Source organism: Vibrio olivae, from assembly GCF_042428525.1.
Classification (GTDB): Bacteria; Pseudomonadota; Gammaproteobacteria; order Enterobacterales; family Vibrionaceae; genus Vibrio; species Vibrio olivae.
In genome coordinates this window covers 56,784-79,364 of the sequence record NZ_JBHMEP010000010.1, presented here as the reverse complement: position 1 = coordinate 79,364, position 22,581 = coordinate 56,784, and the positions used below count along the sequence as shown (strand labels likewise).

The window sequence follows — 22,581 nt, the reverse complement described above, 5'->3', positions numbered from 1 at the left end:
TCCGTTTTCAATGGTTCATGCTATTTCAGTATTTAAAATTCTTACGCACCTGTAATTGCCCATTTGGGGTGTATTTGGCATCAAACTGTCGTAATCGTTGCTTCTTTTTTTGTGCTACTAGCTTGTGGTGAGCTTAAGCAGAAAGGGCAATTCACAGATGTTCGTTGATTCACTGATGTAAAGTAATTGCACTTACAGCTAGGACATGTCTCTATCATCGCTTCACCAGACCGCAGCTCTTGGGCTAAACACCATGCGTCTGTAATATCTAGCATCTGCCAGCGCGCTCCATGCATACCAAGCGTTTCACTTCTGACTGCGCTGTAAAGTTTATACGCAGAATGAAGAGTATTGATGTTGATAGATCGCAATGCTGCTTTTCCTGTGATATTAAAATAGAGCTGCATTAGCAGTGATGCTTCTATCTTTGAGGTGTGACTATGGATAATTGTTGCACCACCACGAACTTTGTGGCTCTTCCTACGGATCGTAAGTCCTTCATCTTTGAGTTCTTTGTATAATCTGCGAATCTGCTTATAAGTGAGCCCGGTTTCGATCATGATAATTTGGCTTATGTAGCCTATGAGTGCCATATTCCTAGCTATGCCCCATCGTGACAAGTTACTGTTACAGCTCATATCTGCCTCCAGTGCTTAAAGATTGTTGATGTTTTTTTAAGATGAGATGAGTAACGTGGCATTCGTCACTCTCCAGAATTTCTTTCACCAGTTCGGGAGAGAAACGGATTACAAATGGCATATCCTTGTCACAGGCTAAGCTACGAAGCTGGTTGTCGGTGGCTGCGGCCACCGATTTGGTTAGGGATGTAGTTACATCAAATATCTGGGCTGCTATGTCCGTATTGTCATGTGCTATTCGGCCCATGAGCAGCCAATAGGCGGAGCTGAGCCCAGCATCCTGATTATTTATAAGACTGACGTGATCATAGTGACCTTCTAGGTACTCGATGTAGTCCTTTTCACAACCAGAGAGTTTGAAGGAGATTATGGCACCAGATGACAACAGTTTGAGTTGACTTTCGCTTGCCGAAGCCAAAGCGGCCACAGTATCCAATGGAAGAGAAAATTGCTCGGAGACTTCTTTCGGATAAAGGCTAGACAGGCTTTTCAAAAGCGTCCATAGGCACAGATCAAATTCAAATACGTTTTCATTAAATCGGGCTACACCAAAACTCTTTTGAGCATGATCTATCATTTTCGGAATCAAGGAGCTGCTATTACATGTCATTGAAACGCTCTCCTCTATCAGTTTTTTCTGACTAAGCTAGGACGAGCAATAAACAGTGCTGTAACAACGGCCGGAAACGCTAGTGCATATAACCATTGCTTTGTCTCAATACCGCTGAATGTTACAGTTGCTGCTACACCCAGCGTATAGCTAACTCCTACCCAATAAATTAACCTCTTCATTATTTTCATCCTTTAGTAATACGACAAATTTTTCACACCCTAGCTGTTCCAAATATTTTTTAGCTGTCTCAATTTTCAATTCGCGCCTACCTCCTCTTTTTGAAATAAGAATCTCAGCGTTAACTTCAATCTGAAAATAGTTTTTTCTGACTTCCCTCAGAATTACAATTTCAACTTTGTTCTGACGGAACATTTTTAATAAATCAACATGTTTCATAAACAACCTAAATATAAATTTATACCTTCCCGTTTGGGGGTCAAGTGGGGGAATCAAAAAACACACATGATATTTTTTCATGAAATCATTTTATGGTCTTTTAATTTTATAGTCTGACCTTATTTTGTCTCTTAAAGCTAAGCATTCTTCATTCTCTTTCACTATGATGAGAAATAATTTCTCATACTCCTTTGAATACAAGAGAAAAGGATTCCGTCTTTGTCCAGCGATGATAGTCGCCCGAACATGTATCATCGACAATATAGACTCTGTTTTTTCCAACATAAGCTCTAGGGCTTTCCCGCTTGCCACAATCACTTTTCCCTCATATTCAAGCGATACTCTTCCTACAAGCCAAGGACCTCTCCCCCTAATCATTTGTATTTTAAGTTCTTCAAGTAAATAACCTAAATCTCTATTTTTATTCATCATCTAAATTCCTCCACTCGCATTGACAAAAATAAATTCCATGTTAAATGTCAATTAGGGACATCTAAATTAATAGGGGATCAGTAATGTTCAGAGAAACAATTAAGTTTTCAGCCTTCATGGCCGCTTTGTTCTTTTGTGTCAAAGTAGCCGGAATTTTTGGTCTGATTGTTTTAATCATTGCCGTGTGCTTCTATGCCCAATGGCTCAATGGCCGCTCCCCATCTTCAACACTGAATATCAATAATGTTGAAGATAGAGACACAACAAACAAGCTTAGAGACACTCAATCCTACTCATCAAGCTACTGTTACGGACCGAATGAGCACCCATACGATCCGCACATTAGCTCGGTTGAACGAACCTACTGACCTCTGCTTACACTCATATATCGCGCCACTGGATTAAGATACCCAGCAGTTTGATCTTTACCCGCGTCTGCGGAAGTCTGGATGATGTCGCTCATACGGTCAGCAAGTTCAGTGTCGCCAACCTCAGTTCGCATCTGCTCCCTCAAGTTGGCGACTTGCTGATCATCCCCTGTCAATGAAGCCGCGAACAACTGAGCACCTGTTTGATTGAGCCCGGCTTCGGCCCCGGCAACCGTAGCCATACTCCTAAACTCATCACCATATTGCTCAACAAACTGTTCCGCAGCTTCAACACTGTGTTCACTAGCAGCAGCCAATGCTGACGCAAAAAACATCCCTCTCTCCTGGAGACTCATTCCTTTAGCTGCTTCGGAGAGATCCGATTCACCAGTCAGCCACTCTTTAGCTGCGTTGTATCCTGATACGCCCGCTCCCATAATACCGCGACCAAGGGAAGCCATTCCTGTTAATGCCTTACCTGCAACCCCCCATTCCTGCTCAACGTATTCATCACCACGCTTAGCATCTTCAATGAATTGATCACGCTGCTCAGAGGTCATACTGGCAAGACGACCCATTGAGCTTACAAAATTATCAGAGAAGCCATCTACAGCAGCTCCTGCTCCACCAAATAATTTCTCGATAAATCGGCCAGCTCCTTCGGCTGTAGCGAAAACCTGAGATGAAGTTGAGGGAGCAACATCATTAGCCATAATGCGGTTGCGTAGCTCCCCTAAACGTTGCCCTGTAAAATCGCTCCGATTTTGACCGTGTTGCGCGTTTACGTTATCCAGGTTCTCACCGTGAGCGGCATAAACATCGCTATCTCCTCCGGGAAGATCCGTTTTAGGTTTGGCTTTCTGCTCAGCTGTCATCAATTTAGGGGCGTTCAAGTTTTTCTCCCCTTGGGTGATTAGTGTGCTATCTATTTGGGGAGCCCCGTTATCTAAATGGCTGTGCCTTTGCGCCTCACTGGCATTTGCAATCGGGTTTTTAGCTCCAATTGTTCCTGCAACAATTTCCGCTGCCTGAGTTCTATGTTGCAAATCTTCTGAGTTAAGCATCGCATACAGAGCCCCACCCACTGAAGCCCGGTCTCCGTCCATACCAAGACCTTTATAATGTCGTGCTCGATTAGTTGCGGCCTGGCGTAACTCACTAGGAGCCTGCCGCATGTATTGGCTCAAATTCGCCATTGACGCCTGATCACTCAAAACCGATCCAGCAATAGCTTGCATGTCTGCTGACGTCACACTGCCCAGCACTTCTTGAGCACTTGCTAATCGCTGATAGGTATCCTGAGCAGTCAGCATCTGGGAGGCAGTATGAGTCAGTCCACGACGCTGATCCTCACCAACAGACTCAGTAAACCGCTGCGTTTTATCGTCACTAATCTGATTAGCAACATCATTGGTCAGTGCTGCTGTATCATCCTTGGAGAATCCAATGTCATTAGCAATTCGATCCAAATCCTTCGTCATTTGAGTTCTTGCGGCAGTTGAGCGGGTTTCAGCATTTGCACTGAGGTCTCCTCTCATATCTACAGGATTTTCTGCTCCAGCCGCTTTAGCAGCTTTTCTGGCAACCGAACCAGCTGGCCCCATTAAAGTTGAAACCAACTTTCCTGCATCCACGCCAGCACTCATTCTGGCACCAATCGCACCAATAACTGCGTTGGTCTGAGATCCATCAAGGCCATGCTCTTTAGCGTACTGTTGACCAGCATTCACTATCGCTTTGGCTTGACTGCTATCAGATGCCCTCAGCATCTGCCCAAAACTCTGGAGTCGTTGATAGGACTTGTCAGCACTATTCCCAGAGAAGAATGAGTTCGAGAGCTGATTCTGAAAAGCGTCTTGGGCAACCGCAGCTCTTGCATGTCCACTGCTTACCATTTCAGAAGACATTTTAGAGAAATTCATTTTATCAATTAGGCCATTAGCACCTCCCTGTAAGCCGCCCTGAAGAGCATTGAAAGCGTGGGCTGGCATTTGTTGGGCTAACGGCGCAGGTTGCAGTAAGTCAGGGGAAGAGATCTTCTCATTGATATGATCACCACCACTCATGCGGCCAGCCAGAGAGTTCAGTGAGTAAATTGACCCAGAAACAATGAACAAAGTAAGGACTGGTATGGCAGAAGCCATCATTCCACCTACAGCAAGATCATTGCTCATCATATCCGTTACGTGAAGAATCCCCTCGAAGCTTGTTGGATCACCGCCAGAAGTGATGTAGTCCTGTAAGGAGGCAGTGCTGCGATTATAGATAAAGAGATTCACCACTGCCAAAACGGGCATCCATAGCTGAATCCAGATCAACGTCATAAAGTATTTAAAGACCAGTTGAATCCCCATCATTCCCAGCACGATGAGCAGCCCCATTAGCGGCACAATGGCGTATACCAGAGCTTCGATAAATGTCAGCATCGGCCTGACAACAGTAGCAAATACCGATTGCTCCGCAGTCCACTGAGTATTTCGCTGCTGCACCGCCTGCTCAATCATCAGTGAGGCAGTGCCTTGCTGTATGGACTCGTAATATTGCCCCATGCCCTCGGTTAGCACCGGGGTTAGGATCGCTGCCTTAAGCATGTCAGAGCTAATGATTCCTGTTGCCGACAGGTCATTAAGCGCGTTGTTTGTTTCCGCCACAGGATTAACGCCACTTGTACCAGCGACAGTCAGACCCAGTAGGTAATTGATCGATTCATGAGAAGTTCCAGAGTCGAATGCCGTATCCGTGGCAACCATTAGATCAGTCCAGGCGTCAGTACAATTTGGAGTTGTCGACCCACTAGGTGACACAAAAATCTCAGTACCATAGACCGTTGACGAAAAGCGCAATGCCTCGCGCCAGGTCAGATTCTTCAAATTCGATTCGGATACGTCAGCCAACTGATAACGGATAGCGGTACAGTCAGCAACGTAGTTTCGCCAGCTACGCTGCATGTCTGCTGAGCCACCTCCGACAGCACTATCCCAGCTAGCCCAGAGTGCGGCATTTCCCGCAAGCTGGCGTTGCGCACTGATCAACTCTAATGAGGACAGAAACCCTTTCCGCGTTATCTGAGGTGTAATAGTCGCAAACCCGGTCTCGAACTTGTCGGTCAGGACATAGCCGATATTCGAGATCATTCCCCCAATCGCGGCTGGTCCCAAGGGTACGTTGGCAACAACACGGACATCACCAGTGTAGGCATCCTCGATTTTGACCAGAGCTGATGCCCCGAAAAACATTGCATATACAATCCAGCCGATAAGCACCTGCTGGATCTCAATACCACGCCCTCCCTGTACTACCCCCTTAACGCACACAATAACCACGGACACCAGAAGACCGATGGAAGCCATTTTAGTGAAGTCATTCGTCCCAGTGATCATCGCAACGGCAATCAGTACCTGCTCTAGTAGTTCCGAATCACCGATGCTATAAATCGTAAACTCAGGCATCATGCACCTCCCCTAGAGCTGGTGAGGCTGAGACGTTGCGCCTGAACATTTTTTATGATTTGGTTGTAGCGAGTCACAATCTCACTGACTGAACCGTACTGCTCGACCATCTGCCGATGTTCGTTCTCGATGTTTATACGCGCTCGCTCTAACTGACCCATTACCTCATTTTTATGCGGTGAGTCGGCATTAGATACTGCTAATTCTGCCGCGGAAATCATCTGTGTCGCTAGGTCGTACACGATCGCATTGGCAATAACAGTAGCATTTTCATCTGCAAATGAATTAGCAACACTGTCAGAAAGAGCAGCCAAGTTACGAATAATTGTGCCTACTGAGGCTGGAAGGTTTGTGATCAGTGCTTGCTCATCGGAAGTGATTGGACCAATATTACTTCTATACTTGAAAATGATTCCTGGTCGAGAATCTGTTCCTGTGAGCGCTTCATAAATTTTTTGACGAACGCTAGTTAAGGTGACAGTTTGTCTCGCTGGAGCCAAGCAATCATCGTCACAGTCATAGATTTTAACTTGACCGCCGCCTACAAGATCTGAAAGGGAGACTAAGCCTCCTGGGAGGCGTGAGACAGGGTTGGTATCACCTCCACTGGCATCTGCCACCAAATCGCCAACAATCACCGAACCAGTAAGTGAAAGCATCGCCTCAAGCAGGGCAGTGTCACCATATTGAAACCAGGTACTTACAGAGTTAGCTTTCAGTTGCTTCCAAACAATATTACCGATCATTTCTTGATATTTGGCTGGATCGTTATTCTTCAATTTCCGTAGTGGAGTTTCCCCGTCTTGTTCTTGTACCGAACCGAACATATCGTCATAAAGCCCAGCCCCCGTTGCCTTAATAGATGCCTTGGTTTTATGCTGAATATCAAATGCTGACGTCGCGTCATTAACAATCCCTTGCGCCAATTGGCAGCTATTCGCTAAGTGCTGGTTTAATGCTTGAACCTTTTTCTGAAAGTTCTCCATCCACTTCGCTCCATCCGGGAAAACGTTATCCAGAGCCAACTGGAACGCATAACCTTTTGCGTTGGCCGCAACTGCTCGCATCATCGTGACTAGCTGCTCAGCGTTAATAAATGAGAACGACCCGCCAAACATATCAACCCCACCACATCCCGCCTTCCAGGATGGTGGAGTAAAGGAAACAAGGTTCTGCTCATAGATGCGTGACTTAACTGTATAGCGCCCCCCAGTGAAGACTCCGCGACGCTGTGACTCATGAACACCAGGCAAAGTGGTATTGCTCATTTCATTGAATAAGCGATCCATTTCAGACTGTAGTCCCCCGGCGGAAACCGGGGCGGTTACTGTCGATGCAGCGATAATCGCCGCCAAAATTGTTTTCCGCATAATAGAAACTCTCCATCCGACTTTGAGTTTCTATTTTCTCAATCATTAGCGCTATTCCTTAGCGCTCTAATTGCCCACTTTGGGAGTAATCGGGATTAACTTTAAATTGTTCTTTCGTGACAGGTTAAAAACATTTGAAAAAGCCACTTTCTTAGACTTGCGTTTATGGTTTTCCATGAGATGTTATATATGAAACAAATCTCACCAAATGGAGAATGACGAATGAACCAAAAATTGACACTGTTATTATCAACTATCATTTGCAGCCTTTTTTTAAACGGCTGCGCTGTATCACCAAAGCAATACGATACACAACAGAGTAGAGCACTAAACATTGCTAGAGCTGGCGGGATTTACGATCAAGATTTACAAGACTCCTCAGATGGTACTAACTCCTACAAAAAATCACTTTTGCTTCGCGCACTAAATGCAACAGCCCTACTAACTTCACTCGATGCGCCATTGTCTGGGATGACTGGCGCTCAGACTCTAGCATTCAATGCAGGAAATATCATGGCGACACCTGATAACCCGTCCGCTCGCCCATCGTTAATGGCCTGGATGCCCAAAACAGAAGCTAGTAATAAAGATAATGCACGTATCAAATTCGAGGAACTTGTGGATGCAAGCCTAATAAATACAGCCCAGAATATGGGAATAATCGTTGAAAAACTGGCCGACAAAGGTATTACGATGCCAAAACTGAATGGCTGGGATATCAATATATGGACAGTGGATGCGCCTCAGTTCGGCTGCAAACCTGAGCATTGCGTAATTGCAACTCACGTTGCTCGGATAAATGATTGGCAAACACCTGAATTTATCACTTCTGGGCCAGGTGCAAGTTTTATTCTAGATTCTAATCACCCTAGTCAATACAGCCGAATTATTTTCCAGCAGACAACTGAAAAGGTTTCCTTTCCGGTCGATGAATTCTATCGGCAGTTAAGTGCCAGCCTCCCTGCATGGTCAGCTATGTACTTTCCTCCCAATACCGTCTTTAAGGATGGGCAAACACTACCTTACCCGGTGCTTTATGAACATGGTCAACAGCTTATGTTCGTAACTCCTCAAAGCTAACTGAAACCATATAAGGGCGGAACTGGCGACGATGCATACCAGTTCCTCGATGGAAACAAAACTATGATGACATTAACGACCGTATCAGAACAACTCAGTAGTACCCAGAGCCGAGTATTTTGGCGTGTGGGTACCCAACGAAAAGGCATACTCAATGTCACCCTCGATTTTGAAAACGACGATAGCGCCTTACTCTGCGAGCTATGTGCTATCCGCCACTTACTAATTGAGAGCCAAGTGTTTGGCCGTGTGCCAGGTACAGGAAAGGGCTACAAACTGGTTGTATCAAAAGGTGCAATTAAAAAGCTGGCACGAGGAAGATCCGACAAGAAGTACGCCCAAAAGTTTGCCGCCTTCCTGCAATCTCGCTTGGCTGGAGTGCTGATCGAGGTCTCTACTAAAACGGAGTTCATGGCCGACACCGAAAAGGAGGCAACAGAGCAACTGCTTGCTGAACGTAAACGCTACGCAGGCACCTTTGATGCTATCGAAACACCTGCAATGGGCACGGTCTTGGTAACAGATCACGCTGTATCACGATACAGTCAACGGATCACCTCAGGTAAACCCAAAGCCCCGTGGCTGTCACTGGTCAAACGCATCCAGAACCCGGAGCTTCGCATTTACCCTCTTGCGGAACGAGAGCGCCGTCGTAAAGCCAAGAAATATGGCACTGCTGATAACGTGGAGGAGTGGGGGCACCCGAGCAGTGAGTTCCACTTCCTAGTACTGAACGATCAGGGCACCAGAACACTCGTTACCGCCTACAAACGCTAGACCAGAAACGAAAAAAGCCGGGTTTCCCCGGCTTTTTCAAGATCAATGAACAGTTTCATCGACACCGAACGCTTTCTCCCAGGATTCACCACTTTCAGCAGCATCTAGGTCGATAACGAATTCCAGCTCGATGCGATCCAGTTCCAGCGACCGCATTTCACATTGTTCAGCAACCAGCTCTCGGTAACGGTTTTCAGCTTCATCGTGAGATGTCGCTGAAATCGTCTCTGAAAACAGTTCCTGATGTTTGTGAGTGTTGAAAGCGTAAAATATGGTGCCAACAACATCGTAGTTGCGCGTAGCGCATTGAGTTTGTACCGACATAACAGTCTCCTAATACGGTTAGGCCGGGAATCCCCACCGGGATTTTCCCGGCAAGGGTGCTGTTTGATTTAATAAATTACTTTATCGACCAACGCGCCAAAAGCGGCCATTGCATCAATATACGAGTCATAAGTACGGTCAGTGACCTGCTTAGGCAGGCCGTACTCATCTTCATAAATCCCCAAGAACAGACGTCCATCACTATCAGGAAGCGGAGAGACTTGATTGAACAAAGCGCCAATCTCGTCTCCAGTTGCTTGTTGATAGGTGGTTTTCATCATATCCAGAGCAGTTTCCTCAGTGATCACATCGAACAGGCTCATTAGCATACCTCTAGGCAGCGGTTAAACGCTGATAAGCGGCGTGGCTCACGACCAATCTGGCCGTCGATTGGCGCAGACTCGATGAAAGCACTAGGCGTTTTGTGAGTTTTAGGCTCGCGGCTGAGCCACTCACCAACAACCGAGTTGTCACTCACTTGGGTAGGCATGACGGCCTTTACAGGCCGCTTCTTAGAAAGACCTAACGCAGTTTTGAGCAGATACAGCATTCCGCGAGCAAGCAGGGTTGCTGAAGCCGCAAATAGTGCGACGGTAACGATCATGACTAAGAAGAAAGTGGTTGCAGACATAGCTTCACCTCATATTGTTGAGGGAGCTATCCCCACATGGGATTCGCTCCCGAGTGGGTTTAAAGTTAATTTGCTGTTTGTTTTTGGCGACCAGCTATCGCACTTATCAGCTACAAGAGCTGAATAAGCTTCCAAGATAACAGGCTGTTCTACTTAGACAAATCGCTCCAACTGCCCTTTTGGGGCGACAAACTGTTCAGCATCCCTCCCCCAAGAAAGCGATTAACCCCATTTGAACACCAATTACGTCTCAGCTCAGTCAGAACAGCGACTTTCACATGTGAAAGTGAATCCAGTCCGTCATTGAAATCAGCAACTTTACCCTCCATATAACATAGGGATAATTAACCTCTGGAGTACCTATGACCGACAATACAGTAATGGAAGCACTGTTCATCCAGCAGCGCCTGCAAATCATGAATCTGGGCGTGCATCATGACGAGTTTTCTGACTCTTACCTGCACGCTTGGGAGTCTGGCACTTATCCGCTCCTACAAGACACCGATGGCAGTGTGATCAGGATGCCTCATGAACCCTATGCCGAGTTCTTCAAGACCCCAAAAGACAAAGTGCAACGGCTATTTGATCGCTTATGTACAGCATGGGACGCCAAAGAAGAACTGACTTTCTATGCCCTGGAAGATGAGCTAGGCGTTCACGGTGGCTATGGTAGTGAATGGGATCGCGTCGACCTCATCAAGATTTGCCGTTACTTGTACCTGGAGCGTTCGTTTGACGAAGAGTTCTGGAAAACTCTGATCACACCGATGGAACACCCTTCCGAAGCATCATCGATCCTTCGTGAATTTAACCGTGAGCGTGACATCTACTTCATGTAATCAATTCACAGTTCCGGAGGTCTCGGTGGATCTCCGGGGCGCTTTAGCAGCACCTGCCAGAGCACACGAAAAGCATAAAAGTGAGTCGCCAGTGTTTTCTGTGTCAGATCTGACTTTCTGGCATAGTATCGGTGGATGTGTGCCCGACCGATTTGAGGTGGCGTACTCACCCCTGGTTCATTGGCCGCAATGTCATTGCACGCATTTACCAGCAGCCGGATCTGAGCTCTCCTTGTCTGCTTACCACCGTGGCGTAGATATGAATGCGACCGTTCTTTAATCCATTTTTCCATATCCGCTCACCCCAAGTACGAATTTGTCACGTCGACACGACCGTGACCCAGTTCTCTTGCTATTTGCATCCTGACCTCACGATCAAGAGACTTTGCTGTTTCAACGCTAATTCCCTTTTCTCTGGAAATATATTTATGATGTGCGTTGCCATGTTTTATTCCCGCTTTGACTGGACATTTCACACCAGATAATTTCTCATACCTATTTTGAGCATACGCATGACGCTCACCGTGGAATTTAACACCCAATCTTGCCGCTTCTTTGTAAGCATCCTGCCGAAACTCTTTATAGCTCTGTTCGGCTGGGATCATACTGCGACCATTTTGAATATCCCTGGCATGTTCTAGCGCTTTAATTTGTGATTGCTCAAAAATAGGAACAAAACGAGGGCGACCTCCTTTCGTTCCGTCTCTTATTTCTACACATCCTTTACTCTGGGCTTGAGCCAGAGCTTTATCTGCATTCAATTTTGCAGACTCTTCAAACCTGAGACCTAGTTCTCGTTGCAAATTTAACAATGCTCCAGTTCGCTCAGTTGCAATGTAAGTTGCTTTATCGTGACGCTCCTGAGAAATACTTTTGTCCCCTTCACTAATGCCACTCCGCTTAGGTAAATCACCTTGTTTTACTGGATCAACACGAACCTTATTATCTCCACGAGCGATTTCCATTACTCTATTAACCGCACTTAAATAGTTTTGTGCAGTTGATGCTTTTATCTCACCATTTTCAAAACGATCTCTTAAATGATCCGCGTACTGCATTAAGTGTGAAACTTCAACTTTTCTAAGATCTTTAATTCCCTGTTCAGCTTTGACCCAGGAGCAAAATACATTCCAGCGGTCATGGATCGTGCTAATAGACTCAAATGACTTGTACTCTTCTTTCAGCGCATTTAACCCGGCATAGCCCATGTCACGACTTTTAAGGCCAAAGTTTTTGGCATCCGGATTCGTTCGTTCACATCGCACTGATGCTCCCCTCTTAGTTGTTCTGTCCTCATTAGCCATGCCCCTAACTGGTGTTAAGTGATATGCAGTTTTTGATGGCAGCTCTGCGTGCTGCTGGCTAAGCGGTTCTCGCCGCTTCAAAGGGCAGATAAGACGATGCCCACGTCTACTTTATTACGACCAAACATTGCTATGGCAGGGGCTCTGCTCTCAACCGTCTGGCCTGCCTGAAATGGCAAACTGACGGCAGATCCGGCTGATGTCATCGTCTCTGATTCCTTCCCAATACTGGAAAGGACCCGGCGAAGCCGGGATTTTTCGCGCGTTTTCCCGCGCGGGTCGAAAGCCTAGCGCCATTGAGGCGCAAGGCTTTCGTCGGGTGGCTAGCCCCCCGTCTCTGTTCCCTGACGGTAGACAGAGACGGGGGCGAAGCATCAGCTCCACAGCAATAGCAACATCAGTTACAGGTTGTTGCTCAGGAGGAGATCGAGCACTTTTGACTGGCTCAGGAGGGAGCCTAGAAGCTGAGACCTTTGGTTGATCGCAGGTAAGAAGCATTGTGCTGCGCAAAACGCATACAGCAATGCAGCAGCACAACGCTGCAAACAATAAGAATAGAAACATGATGTTTCCTCCGTTCTGTTAGATTTCAGGCGGAGGAGTGCCCTATCAGGGGTCACATCCCCCAGATGGGTTAACTATGTATAGCCATTCGGCTGTAAGTATTTTGAAGTGGTTTATGCTATTTCTTGGTAACGATGACTAGCTATCAACGACCGACTTTGAGCGGTATTCCATCTTTTATGATAGTTTCGTTAGTCTGTGTGTCAACTGCTATCAAAAGAGGCTTTTTAGGTTGCTTTTCGACGTAATTTTCAGTCCTATCGTCACAACTGTTAATCCAAAAGCAACTTTTCGAGGGCTCTCAAACATACACATACAAACATACCTGTTGCCTTAATCAAAATACTATCTTGAGATAGTATTTTGACATGAGAAACATGAAGCTACGCTGCGAAGGAAAATACATATGCCGTTTATTGGACATGACACGATTAATGACAAACGTGTCAACATCCTTAACTACGAAGACCCGAGAGCAATATTTAAACGAGGTCAAATAGTATGTCGATACTGTAAAGAGGAATTGGTGATCAGAGGAAACTCTAGAATAAGCGTACCCAAAATACACTTCATGCACCTATCAAATGAGTGCAAAGGAGAATACAAACATCATCCAGAAAGTCCCGAACACTTATTCTTTAAAGAGCTCCTTTCAAGGGACTTAGCCAAAGATCTTGATGAGTATAGCAATGCACGTGTAGAGCTCGAATGTCCTGTTGAATCCATAAAGCGAATCATTGATGTTGCTTTTATCTTCCCTAATGGATGGGTTGTTGCCCATGAAGTTCAGTTAAGTGCGATCACACCCAATGAGTTAGAGGAGAGAACGAATGATTACAGAAAAGCAGGAATTGACGTTACTTGGTGGCTTGGGAAGCAGGCAAATACCCAGAAAAATCGCCAATGGTGCTACGAAAAACTGGGTGAGTGCCACACCATTGATTACGAAAAGCTGGTCGAACATTCAGCCAAGTGAAAAAGCTGTGAGATATGGAAGCTCTGAACCTAAATTTTTCACCTCCTTTTGGTGGTCGCTATCGATTGAAAATTTTAGCGAATTTAATTACCCAATGCTCCCTGCGGATAGACAAAGAATGCCGAATCAAACAATGCTCTCTTATACACTCATTCACCGCTTACTATTTGCTACACTTCAATGCTGGGCTACAACATCGTCAATAGAAAAATCGCGATTAATGAATGGGATAGGAACCCCTAAAAGCCAAGCGCAAGCAGCAGCCCTATTAGGAGCTTGGGAAGGTGTTGGATTTTTAACGAAAGAAGGAAAAGGAAAAACAGCATCGTACAAGATAGTTGATGGCTATAATGCAGGAAATTGGCCAGGAGCCACAAATGAGCAACGAAAACAGTGCTACCAAAGAATACTAAGAAACATACCATTGGGCATAAATCTGAATGCAGTCAAAATAAGGGCTGTATGCTTAAAGAAAATAACTTATGAAGCCGCAGACTTTACTCTTTAACGGTAAAGCTTGAGCTAGAGAGCAAGTCAAGTAGCTCAATTATGAGCTATTTTATAAAAATTTAGGTCATTGAAACCTTGAAGCCATTTGCTATTTATTACACAGGCTATGATTGATAGAGGTGATAGCTTGAAATACAACGCAACTCGACAGTCTTTTCCCCCTAATCTTGATATGTGGCCTGTAGGTTCGGCAGAACGCTTAATACATGGATGCTGGCTGTTGAGCATTATGAGGCTCCATACGTTCACCAATGAGTGTGGCGAAACGCTCCAGGAAACGTACAATGAAATTAATCATAGAATAGGTGTAAATACGGTTTACATTGACCTTCTTACCTTAGGCGAGAATTATAGAAATGCGTCACAAATCTTAAATATCATCAGGAACAATGAACAACCGACTTGGGTTTGGTTTACCAACTGCGACGCTCTATTAGATACTTCGCTTGCTGGTTGGCTACGATCGATTCTAACTACCTGTGATGTGGAGCATCTAAGAGTGGCTTTTCTTCTCGATAACAAAATGCAATACAGGAGCATCTTTCAACATTATTCAGCACCACTTTACAAAAGTACTACATATCTAGTTCTTAAAGTGAACTAAAGCTTGTTGAAAAATACTGTTTATTTGGAGTCTCTGTAATAGCCTCATCCCTCGTAATCAAAGAAAATTTCAATCTAGTTTTCGTATTCACATGTTTACCTCTTTCCGTTTTTCATCGATGTAATTAGCTAAGTCAATTAAGCTAACTAAATACTCCGCCTTTTGCGACTCACGCCAAGCTGGGATAGGTAATCGATTTGCCGTTGCGCGATCTTTCGCAGTACGTGGCGCTAAGCCAAAATATTTCTCACATATTTGTCCTAAAGGTACAACTGGTGTATTAAATTCCGCCATCAGTAAAAAAAGTGTATTCATAGAAAGACCAATATCCATTCCTCAACTAAACGCCATCATTTTCGTTTATTTCAACATGCGAGACATACCGCGGATCTGCCCTTTCTAGGCACTTAGAGACGTTTTTTAAGTGGAAAGCCTGTCAAGGGTTCCAGTGGCCGTTCTCCGGGCTTTAAAGCGCCAGCCTTGCGCTGCTATGGAAAAATGAACTAAACGCGCTCTATAAGCTAAAGCGGCCACCCCTTGACTGGATTGGAACGTAATAGCCTTGACTTAGGAGGTTGGCTTTAGGCCGAAGGCCGCGCCATCCTCCTGAGTCCCCGGCGGCGAGGGGTTCCCCCCTTGGGGGGCGGAGGGGGGTATCACTGGCCCCTAGCTTTAGCTAGGAAATGGCCAGGCATTATTTTCTTTTCCTCATAACTCACAGAAAGTGAGATATAGAAATATATATGTATTTATTAGAAAGATATGAAAGAGCGGGTTTTGCGCATAACTTCGTTATGGTCGCAGATAAACTAATCTACCCGCTTGCAGATAAGAGTGGATAACAAAAATAATCCACAAGGAAGGCCGCAGAAAGCCCCTGAGCGCATCAATAATAAGAGGGGGTAAGGTTAAAAGGTGGGGAGATCTTGCCGGATCTTGGCTTACAGGAACGACAAATGCCGGGCATGTGCCCGGTTAGGTTTAATCCGATTGGATTTATTGAATGGTATCAGGTGGCGGGTGACTAATGCCTATATCCATGCTGTTCAGGCGTTCCCAAACTAGCTTATTGAACTGCTTACTGCTTAGCTGGGCAAGCTCATGGGCAGGCATAGACTTGGTAAGGGCCGTAGCCACTTCATGCTTGCGTTCGTCCAAGCTCTTGGATGCCAGCTTGTTGCGGCGGCGTTGAGCGCCAGCGTTCTGCTTTCGGGCATCCCATGCACGTTTGAAAATTTGTTTACGCTTACGGTTACGCGCTTCTCTTAGGGTGATAACCTCGCCCGCCTCAGTGAGTCCGCTATTACGCAAAGCCAGTTGCTCATCAGCCTGAGTGTAAAGTTTATCTAAATCAGCCCCCGCAAGGCGGTAAAACTCGCTAGTAAGCACCAGAACTTTAGGGAACCAAAAGCCATTAGCCTGATCCCATACCATGCCGCTTTTCGGGTTGGCTTCATCACCATCAGCGTGAACGTAACAAAGGCCAAACGGGATCATGACTTCATCAATGAAGCGGCTGATCCGGCTTACGGTTACTTTGCTTTCAGTGATGTATTGCTCACCTGTTTCCGGGTCTGTTACCCACATTTTGGATAGTTCGGCGGCCATATCTTCCAGATCGAGTTCCACGATACCTGTAGCCAGATCATGGCGTGAAAGCAGCATTTGAAACATCGGGTTGATGAGGTTACGGCGCACGTCTTTGAAGTCACGCTGACGGCCTGCGGCCTGACGCAAGTGGACAAAGTGAGGATCACGGGAAATGTCGCGCTTACGACAGAAGTTGAACGTTTTACCCAGCTCACCCGGTAAATTCTTCCAAGATGCAGGACGGACGTAAACGGGCTTTGGGTTTAAGCAACAGGTGCTGTGAGTTCCTCTCTTGCGTTTGGTACTTTTACAACACAAGCCATTGGAGTGAGAGCTCGCTCCCCTTCCTGCTAATTTTACGTTATTAGAATACACCTTGGCACTTCTCCGCTCTGGAGAAGTAGTGCAATCTCAACAAATTTGACTTGTTAAAAATCCACATTTTGCTACACTAATCCTCGAATGAAAGACTAAACCCGCGAGGAGCGCCAACTCCGTTATCAGCGGGTTTTGTTTTATCTGTCATCAAGTTTTTGATTAGCGTAACTATCTGTCCCACTTTCACATGTGAAAGTGAACGTGCCCCCCTATGTGTCCCTTAAAAATAAAAAACACAATCATTTCAGAGCTTTAATCAAACAATCACTCCCATCGAGCATGGGTGCAACGGAAAAGCGGCAAGGTTCGAATTGCTTGGTTTTATCGGGGTTAGACACTGGTTTACCTCAATATTTTTTGTTCAGTTATTGCCGTCAATCTCATGGAATTTCCCTAAAATTCGCGAACCTCATAGGCCGCGAACTCCGCTGTAAAACGACAGAGTAAAAAGAGTGGGCGCATTATACACAGATAAAGGTACGGTTTTAAAACAAAGCCGCATCGATGACATTTTTTGAATGAAGCAAAGTGGTCGCAATACATGTAGCACGTCAAAAGCAATATTAAAAATAGCAGTACTAAGACACACAGCATCTTCTCGTTTTTTAGCTCATTGGGTTGCCTGAAAAACTCAACGGCTCAGGTACTATCAATTCGGAAGTATGGCCACTATTTTGAGCTCCTAGATACAAAAATAGGTGCAATAAACAACAAAAAAGCAGTGACTCGTTTCCGATCACGCTTTGGTGGCTTATAGTATTGGATAGGCAAGGTGCTTTAGCGTACAGTAGGGATGGATGGCGGTTTTGGTGACTGATTACATGGGCAAAACCTCTTGTCATTCGAAAATAGTATATGATTAATGCAGTCCAATGGTGATGGTGATTAGTTTGGACCAACAGCTAATAAAGCAAATTGAAGATATCTGCGTTGCACGAGGTGTACGGCTTACACCGCAACGAAAACGCGTTTTTGAGCTGATATGCGCAAGCAAAAAAGCCTCTAGTGCCTACGAACTTTTGGATGAGCTAAAATTGAGTGAACCTCAAGCTAAGCCACCAACGGTTTATCGAGCACTTGATTTTTTGATGGAGCAAGGGTTTATTCATAGAGTAGAATCAACCAATAGTTTTATCTCTTGCTGTTCATGTAATGCACATAAGCATTACTCGCACTTACTGATCTGTGATCGCTGTGCAAACGTAATTGAGCTACAAAATGATAGCTTAGTAGCCTTGCTAGAAGAAAATGCGGAGAAGCATCAATTTCAAATCACCAACCATGTGATTGAATCTCACGGCATCTGTGCCACCTGCTCCGCCGAGAAAACACAATAAAGCTAAAGAAGAAGATTTATGCGCGCTGAATTTGTAAACCCATTTTTAGCTTCTTTGATGAATGTGCTAAAAACCATGGCTTCTCTTGATTTGAAGCCACAGAAACCAAGAGTCAAAAAAGATGAGATCGCCCGCGGTGATGTGTCTGGCTTAATTGGTTTAGTTGGCCCACAGACCAAAGGGTCGATGTCGATTACCTTTGATGAAAGCCTGGCGCTGGAAATCATGGAGAACATGTTGGGTGAAAGACCAAATGGTCTGAATGACGAAGTCACTGATATGGTCGGTGAAATTACCAATATGGTGACAGGTGGAGCCAAACGTATCCTCGCAGAAAGTGGGTTTGATTTCGATATGGCGACCCCAGTTGTTGTTTCTGGTAAGGGCCATACGATTCGCCACAAATGTGAAGGGGCGATTATCATCATGCCGTTTAACTCTCAGTGGGGAAATGCGTTTATTGAAATCTGTTTCGAATAAACCTGCTTTCTCAGCCGAGACCAATAAAAAAGCTTCCTTCATGGAAGCTTTTTTATTTTAGCCAACGTACGTTGTTATTATTTTATTTGATGATGCCACGCTGTTTAAGATCGACCAAGCATAGCTCAACAAGTTCATCAACGCTTGCTTGCCCCGCAGGAAGGTCCAATTCAGGCTCAAGAGGAGCCTGATATTCAGAGTCGATACCGGTAAAGTTCGGGATTTCTCCTGCTCGCGCTTTTTTGTACAAACCTTTCGGATCACGTTGCTCACAGACATCCAGCGAGGTATTAACAAACACTTCTAAGAACTCGCCTTGTGGCAACATATTCCGAACCAGTGCTCGCTCTTCACGATGCGGGGAAATAAACGCTGAAAGTACAATTAGGCCCGCATCCGCCATCAGTTTGGATAATTCACCAATGCGGCGAATGTTCTCACGACGGTCTTGCTCTGAAAAGCCAAGATCACTACATAAGCCGTGACGCACATTGTCGCCATCCAGTAAATAGGTGTGATAACCCATTTCGGCAAGCTTATTCTCAAGCGCACCAGCAATGGTTGATTTTCCCGCGCCAGATAAACCAGTGAACCACAACACAGCGGGTCGCTGATGCTTGAGTTTCGCTCGATAGGTTTTGTCGATAACATGCTGATGCCATACGACGTTTTCATCTTTCTCAGATGTCATAACACTTCATCCTTTTAAAACGGGAAAAACTGGGGAATCAAGGCCATTACCAAGACGGAATACACCACCGACAGTGGAATCCCCATGCGTAAATAATCTTTTAATTGGTAATTTCCTACGCTAAAAACCAGCAAATTGGTTTGATAGCCATAAGGTGAAATAAAGCTCGCACTGGCGCCAAACAGTACCGCCATAATAAACGGCATTGGATCAACGCCGTAGCTGATTGACATACTGTATCCAATCGGGAACGCTAGCGCCGCCGCCGCGTTGTTAGTAATCAGTTCAGTTAGAATCAAGGTCAGTAAGTAAGTGGCTAATAGTGCGCCATACACCCCCCAACCGTTGAACGTCTCCATAAACAGTTGGCCTAATCGCGCAGATAAGCCTGTTGATAGCATCAGTTGAGCAATGGATAACGCCGAGCCTACAATCACAACGATATCAACAGGGAAGCGGCGTCTGAGCTCGCTTAGTTGCACCACTCCAGTAAAAAGCAGAGCAATAAGATAAATCGATAACCCTTTAATCAAAGGGAAGATATCCAGCAGCGACAGGGCGATCACTCCGATGAATCCCGCAATGACTGCCATCGATTTTTGACTGTCTAATTTCGCGCTGGAGTCTAAATCATTAACTTGGACAAACTCTTTACGATGGACACGGCGCTCGGTATTAAAACGCTTCCCCGGAACCAACACCAGCGTATCACCAGCGTTAAGGACAACGTTACCTAAACCGCCCTCTAAGCGTTCATGTCCTCGTCTGATTGCCACCACTACCGCATCAAAGCGTTCACGAAAATGGCTAGACTTCAAGGTGCTGTTACAAATGCTGGCAGATGAGCTCACCACCACTTCAATCAAATGCTGGCCATTTAAATGGTGCTGGCCAAACAGGGTTAAGCCTTTGATCTCTTGTAAGGTCGCAACACTTTCTATGTCACCACAAAACAGAAGTCGATCACGCGCTTGCAGTTCAAAGTCTGGTTTGACCGACGGTACCGTTTGTCCTTCCCGAATCACTTCAGCGAGGAATAGCTTACGTAAGGCACGCAGGTTATTTTCGGCAATACTTTTTCCAACCAACGGAGAACCTGGCTCGACGCGAGCTTCCAAAAAATAAGGCAAATCTTCTTGGCCTGCATCTTCATGGTTGGGCAGCCAGTAACTGAGCGGAATAAGAATCGCCATTCCACCCACCAGCACCGATAATCCGATTAAGGTCGGGGTAAAAAAGTTCAAACTTGGCAAACCTGCATCTTCAACGAAACTGTTGATGATCAAGTTGGTGGAGGTTCCGATTAGAGTCAACGTTCCGCCCAAAATAGCGGCGTATGACAATGGAATCAACAAACGGGAAGGTGCATGAGTTTGATTGCGTTTGATTGCGCCAATTAACGATACCACGACTGCGGTATTGTTGGTAAATGACGAGAGAAGCGCGGTTGAAAACCCGAGCTTGGCAACGACACTGGCTAATCGTCCACTGGATAAACTGCGGCTGATCCAGCTGATAAGACGCGTTTTTTCTAGTGCACTCGATGCCAGTATTAATAACACTAAGGTCAGTAATGACGAGTTAGTAAAGTTTGTGGCAACCTCATTGAGCTCAATCATGCCGCCCAAAAAAGCGATAAATGCCGCGCCAGCAAAAATGAAACTTGGTTTAATGCGAGTCGTCACTAACATTGCGATTACACCAAGTAAAATCGCTAACACAAAACCTTGCTGCCACATATGCGAATCCTAATAAAAGGGGGCCTTCGCCCCCTCGCCTCGACCGATTGAAAATCAATCTACTTAAGTAATTGACTCAGATCTTTTGCTTCCCAGTGAGGGAAGTGCTTGCGCACGAGCGCATTGAGTTCTAATTCAAATGCCGAGAAATCACCGGTTTGCTGCGCCACTTGTGCGAGGCTTTCGCGAATCAAGCCAGCACCAACCGTGACATTGGTTAAACGGTCAATAATGATAAAGCCACCGGTATCAGCACAGTCTGTGTACTTATCTACCGCAATCGATTCATTAAGTGACCACTCACATAAACCAATCCCATTAAGCGGCAATTCACTGGCGTCAAAGCTCGATAGGTTGTTGATGTCATATTGATGACGTACGGCTTCGATACGACCTACCGTTTTCTTACCTGCCACTTTGATATCGTAGTCACGCCCCGGTTGCAATGGCTGTTCGGTCATCCAAACCACATCGGCGAGTACGTGATTACTGATTTCAACATTGGCCTGTTGGTGAATAATTAAATCACCGCGGCTAATATCGATTTCATCTTCCAACGTGATGGTAACCGCCTGACCTGATTGAGCCTGTTCAAGATCACCATCAAACGTCACGATACGCGCTACTTTTGACGTTTTACCTGAAGGCAGTGCTTTAATGCTGTCGCCCACTTTCACTACGCCGGATGCCAACGTACCGGCAAAGCCACGGAAGTCGAGATTAGGTCGATTCACATATTGCACAGGGAAACGCAATTCGCCAGTGCCACGCAATTGGTCAACATCAACATCTTCTAACATTTCAAGCAGCGGCGAACCTTGGAACCATGCCATTTTTTGGCTTGGTTCAACCACGTTGTCACCTTCCAATGCAGAGATTGGGATGATTTGAATGTTGATATCACCTTGCAGGTTTTTCGCAAACTCTTGGTACTCAGTACGAATTTCTTCAAAGCGTTGCTGAGAATAATCGACCAAATCCATCTTGTTGACGGCAACCACAAAGTGTTTGATGCCCAGTAGATCTGAAATAAATGAGTGACGGCGAGTTTGATCCAGCACACCTTTACGCGCATCAATCAAAATAACCGCTAAGTCACAGGTCGAGGCACCCGTCGCCATGTTGCGTGTGTACTGCTCATGTCCTGGTGTATCTGCAATGATGAACTTACGTTTCTGAGTGGAGAAATAACGGTAAGCCACATCGATGGTGATACCTTGCTCGCGTTCTGCTTGCAAACCATCAACCAGTAGCGCTAAGTCAGGGCGCTCGCCTGTGGTGCCCACTCGCTGGCTGTCAGAGTGAACGGCCGCTAGTTGGTCTTCATAAATTTGTTTGGAGTCATGGAGCAAACGACCGATTAACGTACTTTTACCGTCATCAACTGACCCACAGGTTAAGAATCTAAGCAACGATTTGTATTGATGCTGTTTCAAGTAACCTTCAATGCCCAACTCATTCAGTTGCGCTTCAACTGCACTATTCATTTTG

At 45.6% G+C, this 22,581-nt stretch carries 23 protein-coding genes; 7 read left to right on the top strand and 16 right to left on the bottom strand.

Features of this window, described 5'->3' with window-relative positions; genetic code table 11:
• Positions 1-80: 80 nt before the first annotated feature.
• The 4 genes from ACFFUV_RS20115 to ACFFUV_RS20100 all read right to left on the bottom strand — a co-directional run bounded on the left by ACFFUV_RS20115 (position 81) and on the right by ACFFUV_RS20100 (position 2,079).
• Positions 81-638, bottom strand: coding sequence for a FlhC family transcriptional regulator (locus ACFFUV_RS20115; RefSeq protein WP_001277754.1), 558 nt, complete (start codon positions 636-638; stop codon positions 81-83).
• The gene (locus ACFFUV_RS20110; RefSeq protein ID WP_000128321.1) at positions 628-1,248 is read right to left on the bottom strand and encodes a hypothetical protein; all 621 of its coding nucleotides are present in this window, start codon (positions 1,246-1,248) and stop codon (positions 628-630) included. Before ACFFUV_RS20110 ends, ACFFUV_RS20115 begins: the two co-directional genes overlap by 11 nt.
• A gap of 150 nt (positions 1,249-1,398) precedes the next feature.
• Entirely contained in the window at positions 1,399-1,647 is a 249-nt protein-coding gene (locus ACFFUV_RS20105; RefSeq protein ID WP_077672958.1) for a hypothetical protein, read from the bottom strand.
• 90 nt (positions 1,648-1,737) lie between these two features.
• Entirely contained in the window at positions 1,738-2,079 is a 342-nt protein-coding gene (locus ACFFUV_RS20100; protein ID WP_039549275.1) for a hypothetical protein, read from the bottom strand.
• 83 nt (positions 2,080-2,162) lie between these two features.
• On the opposite strand from ACFFUV_RS20100, the gene ACFFUV_RS20095 reads away from it, so the two are divergent.
• Positions 2,163-2,447 (top strand): hypothetical protein, encoded by a 285-nt coding sequence (locus tag ACFFUV_RS20095; protein WP_023622879.1) that lies wholly within the window; start codon positions 2,163-2,165, stop codon positions 2,445-2,447.
• Here the strand turns inward: ACFFUV_RS20095 and ACFFUV_RS20090 are convergent.
• Positions 2,441-5,899, bottom strand: coding sequence for a conjugal transfer protein TraG N-terminal domain-containing protein (locus ACFFUV_RS20090; RefSeq protein WP_390196592.1), 3,459 nt, complete (start codon positions 5,897-5,899; stop codon positions 2,441-2,443). The genes ACFFUV_RS20095 and ACFFUV_RS20090 overlap by 7 nt on opposite strands.
• On the bottom strand, positions 5,896-7,266 hold the full coding sequence (locus ACFFUV_RS20085; RefSeq protein WP_390196589.1) for a conjugal transfer protein TraH: 1,371 nt from the start codon (positions 7,264-7,266) through the stop codon (positions 5,896-5,898). The genes ACFFUV_RS20090 and ACFFUV_RS20085 overlap by 4 nt, the downstream gene beginning before the upstream one ends.
• A 222-nt stretch (positions 7,267-7,488) precedes the next feature.
• Here ACFFUV_RS20085 and ACFFUV_RS20080 point away from each other — a divergent pair, with 222 nt between their 5' ends.
• Both ACFFUV_RS20080 and ACFFUV_RS20075 read left to right on the top strand, forming a co-directional pair.
• Positions 7,489-8,346, top strand: coding sequence for a hypothetical protein (locus ACFFUV_RS20080; RefSeq protein WP_017788951.1), 858 nt, complete (start codon positions 7,489-7,491; stop codon positions 8,344-8,346).
• A 63-nt stretch (positions 8,347-8,409) separates the two neighbouring features.
• The gene (locus ACFFUV_RS20075; RefSeq protein ID WP_039549270.1) at positions 8,410-9,123 is read left to right on the top strand and encodes a hypothetical protein; all 714 of its coding nucleotides are present in this window, start codon (positions 8,410-8,412) and stop codon (positions 9,121-9,123) included.
• A gap of 42 nt (positions 9,124-9,165) precedes the next feature.
• Here the strand turns inward: ACFFUV_RS20075 and ACFFUV_RS20070 are convergent, their stop codons facing one another.
• From ACFFUV_RS20070 to ACFFUV_RS20060, 3 genes are all read right to left on the bottom strand, one after another.
• Positions 9,166-9,447: a hypothetical protein gene (locus ACFFUV_RS20070; RefSeq protein ID WP_017788949.1), complete on the bottom strand. Its 282-nt coding sequence runs from the start codon at positions 9,445-9,447 to the stop codon at positions 9,166-9,168.
• Positions 9,448-9,515: 68 nt separating this feature from the next.
• Positions 9,516-9,770 (bottom strand): hypothetical protein, encoded by a 255-nt coding sequence (locus tag ACFFUV_RS20065; protein ID WP_017788948.1) that lies wholly within the window; start codon positions 9,768-9,770, stop codon positions 9,516-9,518.
• Entirely contained in the window at positions 9,770-10,078 is a 309-nt protein-coding gene (locus tag ACFFUV_RS20060; protein WP_017788947.1) for a hypothetical protein, read from the bottom strand. Before ACFFUV_RS20060 ends, ACFFUV_RS20065 begins: the two co-directional genes overlap by 1 nt.
• 362 nt (positions 10,079-10,440) lie before the next feature.
• Here ACFFUV_RS20060 and ACFFUV_RS20055 point away from each other — a divergent pair, with 362 nt between their 5' ends.
• Positions 10,441-10,917, top strand: coding sequence for a hypothetical protein (locus ACFFUV_RS20055; protein ID WP_017788946.1), 477 nt, complete (start codon positions 10,441-10,443; stop codon positions 10,915-10,917).
• Positions 10,918-11,216: 299 nt separating this feature from the next.
• Here ACFFUV_RS20055 and ACFFUV_RS20050 read toward each other — a convergent pair whose 3' ends face one another.
• Positions 11,217-12,182, bottom strand: coding sequence for an integrase domain-containing protein (locus ACFFUV_RS20050; protein WP_001203214.1), 966 nt, complete (start codon positions 12,180-12,182; stop codon positions 11,217-11,219).
• A gap of 116 nt (positions 12,183-12,298) precedes the next feature.
• Entirely contained in the window at positions 12,299-12,427 is a 129-nt protein-coding gene (locus tag ACFFUV_RS20045; protein WP_017788943.1) for a hypothetical protein, read from the bottom strand.
• A gap of 764 nt (positions 12,428-13,191) precedes the next feature.
• On the opposite strand from ACFFUV_RS20045, the gene ACFFUV_RS20040 reads away from it, so the two are divergent.
• A complete protein-coding gene (locus tag ACFFUV_RS20040) occupies positions 13,192-13,761 on the top strand; it encodes a competence protein CoiA family protein (RefSeq protein ID WP_017788929.1) in 570 nt (189 codons plus the stop codon).
• Between the two features lie 1,201 nt (positions 13,762-14,962).
• Here ACFFUV_RS20040 and ACFFUV_RS20035 read toward each other — a convergent pair.
• A complete protein-coding gene (locus tag ACFFUV_RS20035; protein WP_000351061.1) occupies positions 14,963-15,208 on the bottom strand; it encodes a pyocin activator PrtN family protein in 246 nt (81 codons plus the stop codon).
• A gap of 663 nt (positions 15,209-15,871) precedes the next feature.
• Positions 15,872-16,840 carry a plasmid replication initiator RepA gene (gene repA, locus ACFFUV_RS20030; RefSeq protein WP_103270986.1) on the bottom strand — a complete coding sequence of 323 codons (969 nt, stop codon included), beginning with the start codon at positions 16,838-16,840 and terminating at the stop codon, positions 15,872-15,874.
• An 881-nt stretch (positions 16,841-17,721) separates the two neighbouring features.
• Between repA and zur the strand changes: the two genes are divergently transcribed.
• Positions 17,722-18,180 carry a zinc uptake transcriptional repressor Zur gene (gene zur / locus ACFFUV_RS20025; RefSeq protein WP_390196579.1) on the top strand — a complete coding sequence of 153 codons (459 nt, stop codon included), beginning with the start codon at positions 17,722-17,724 and terminating at the stop codon, positions 18,178-18,180.
• A gap of 18 nt (positions 18,181-18,198) precedes the next feature.
• On the top strand, positions 18,199-18,660 hold the full coding sequence (locus ACFFUV_RS20020) for a chemotaxis protein CheX (protein ID WP_390196576.1): 462 nt from the start codon (positions 18,199-18,201) through the stop codon (positions 18,658-18,660).
• Between the two features lie 82 nt (positions 18,661-18,742).
• Here the strand turns inward: ACFFUV_RS20020 and cysC are convergent, their stop codons facing one another.
• Genes cysC through cysN form a run of 3 tightly spaced genes read right to left on the bottom strand, consistent with a single transcriptional unit; the run spans position 18,743 to position 22,577 of the window.
• Positions 18,743-19,351, bottom strand: a complete 609-nt coding sequence (cysC, locus tag ACFFUV_RS20015) for an adenylyl-sulfate kinase (protein WP_390196572.1) — start codon at positions 19,349-19,351, stop codon at positions 18,743-18,745.
• A gap of 14 nt (positions 19,352-19,365) precedes the next feature.
• Complete coding sequence (locus tag ACFFUV_RS20010; RefSeq protein ID WP_390196568.1) at positions 19,366-21,090, bottom strand: SLC13 family permease; 1,725 nt, start codon at positions 21,088-21,090, stop codon at positions 19,366-19,368.
• A 59-nt stretch (positions 21,091-21,149) separates the two neighbouring features.
• A complete protein-coding gene (gene cysN, locus ACFFUV_RS20005) occupies positions 21,150-22,577 on the bottom strand; it encodes a sulfate adenylyltransferase subunit CysN (protein WP_390196565.1) in 1,428 nt (475 codons plus the stop codon).
• Between the last annotated feature and the right edge of the window lie 4 nt (positions 22,578-22,581).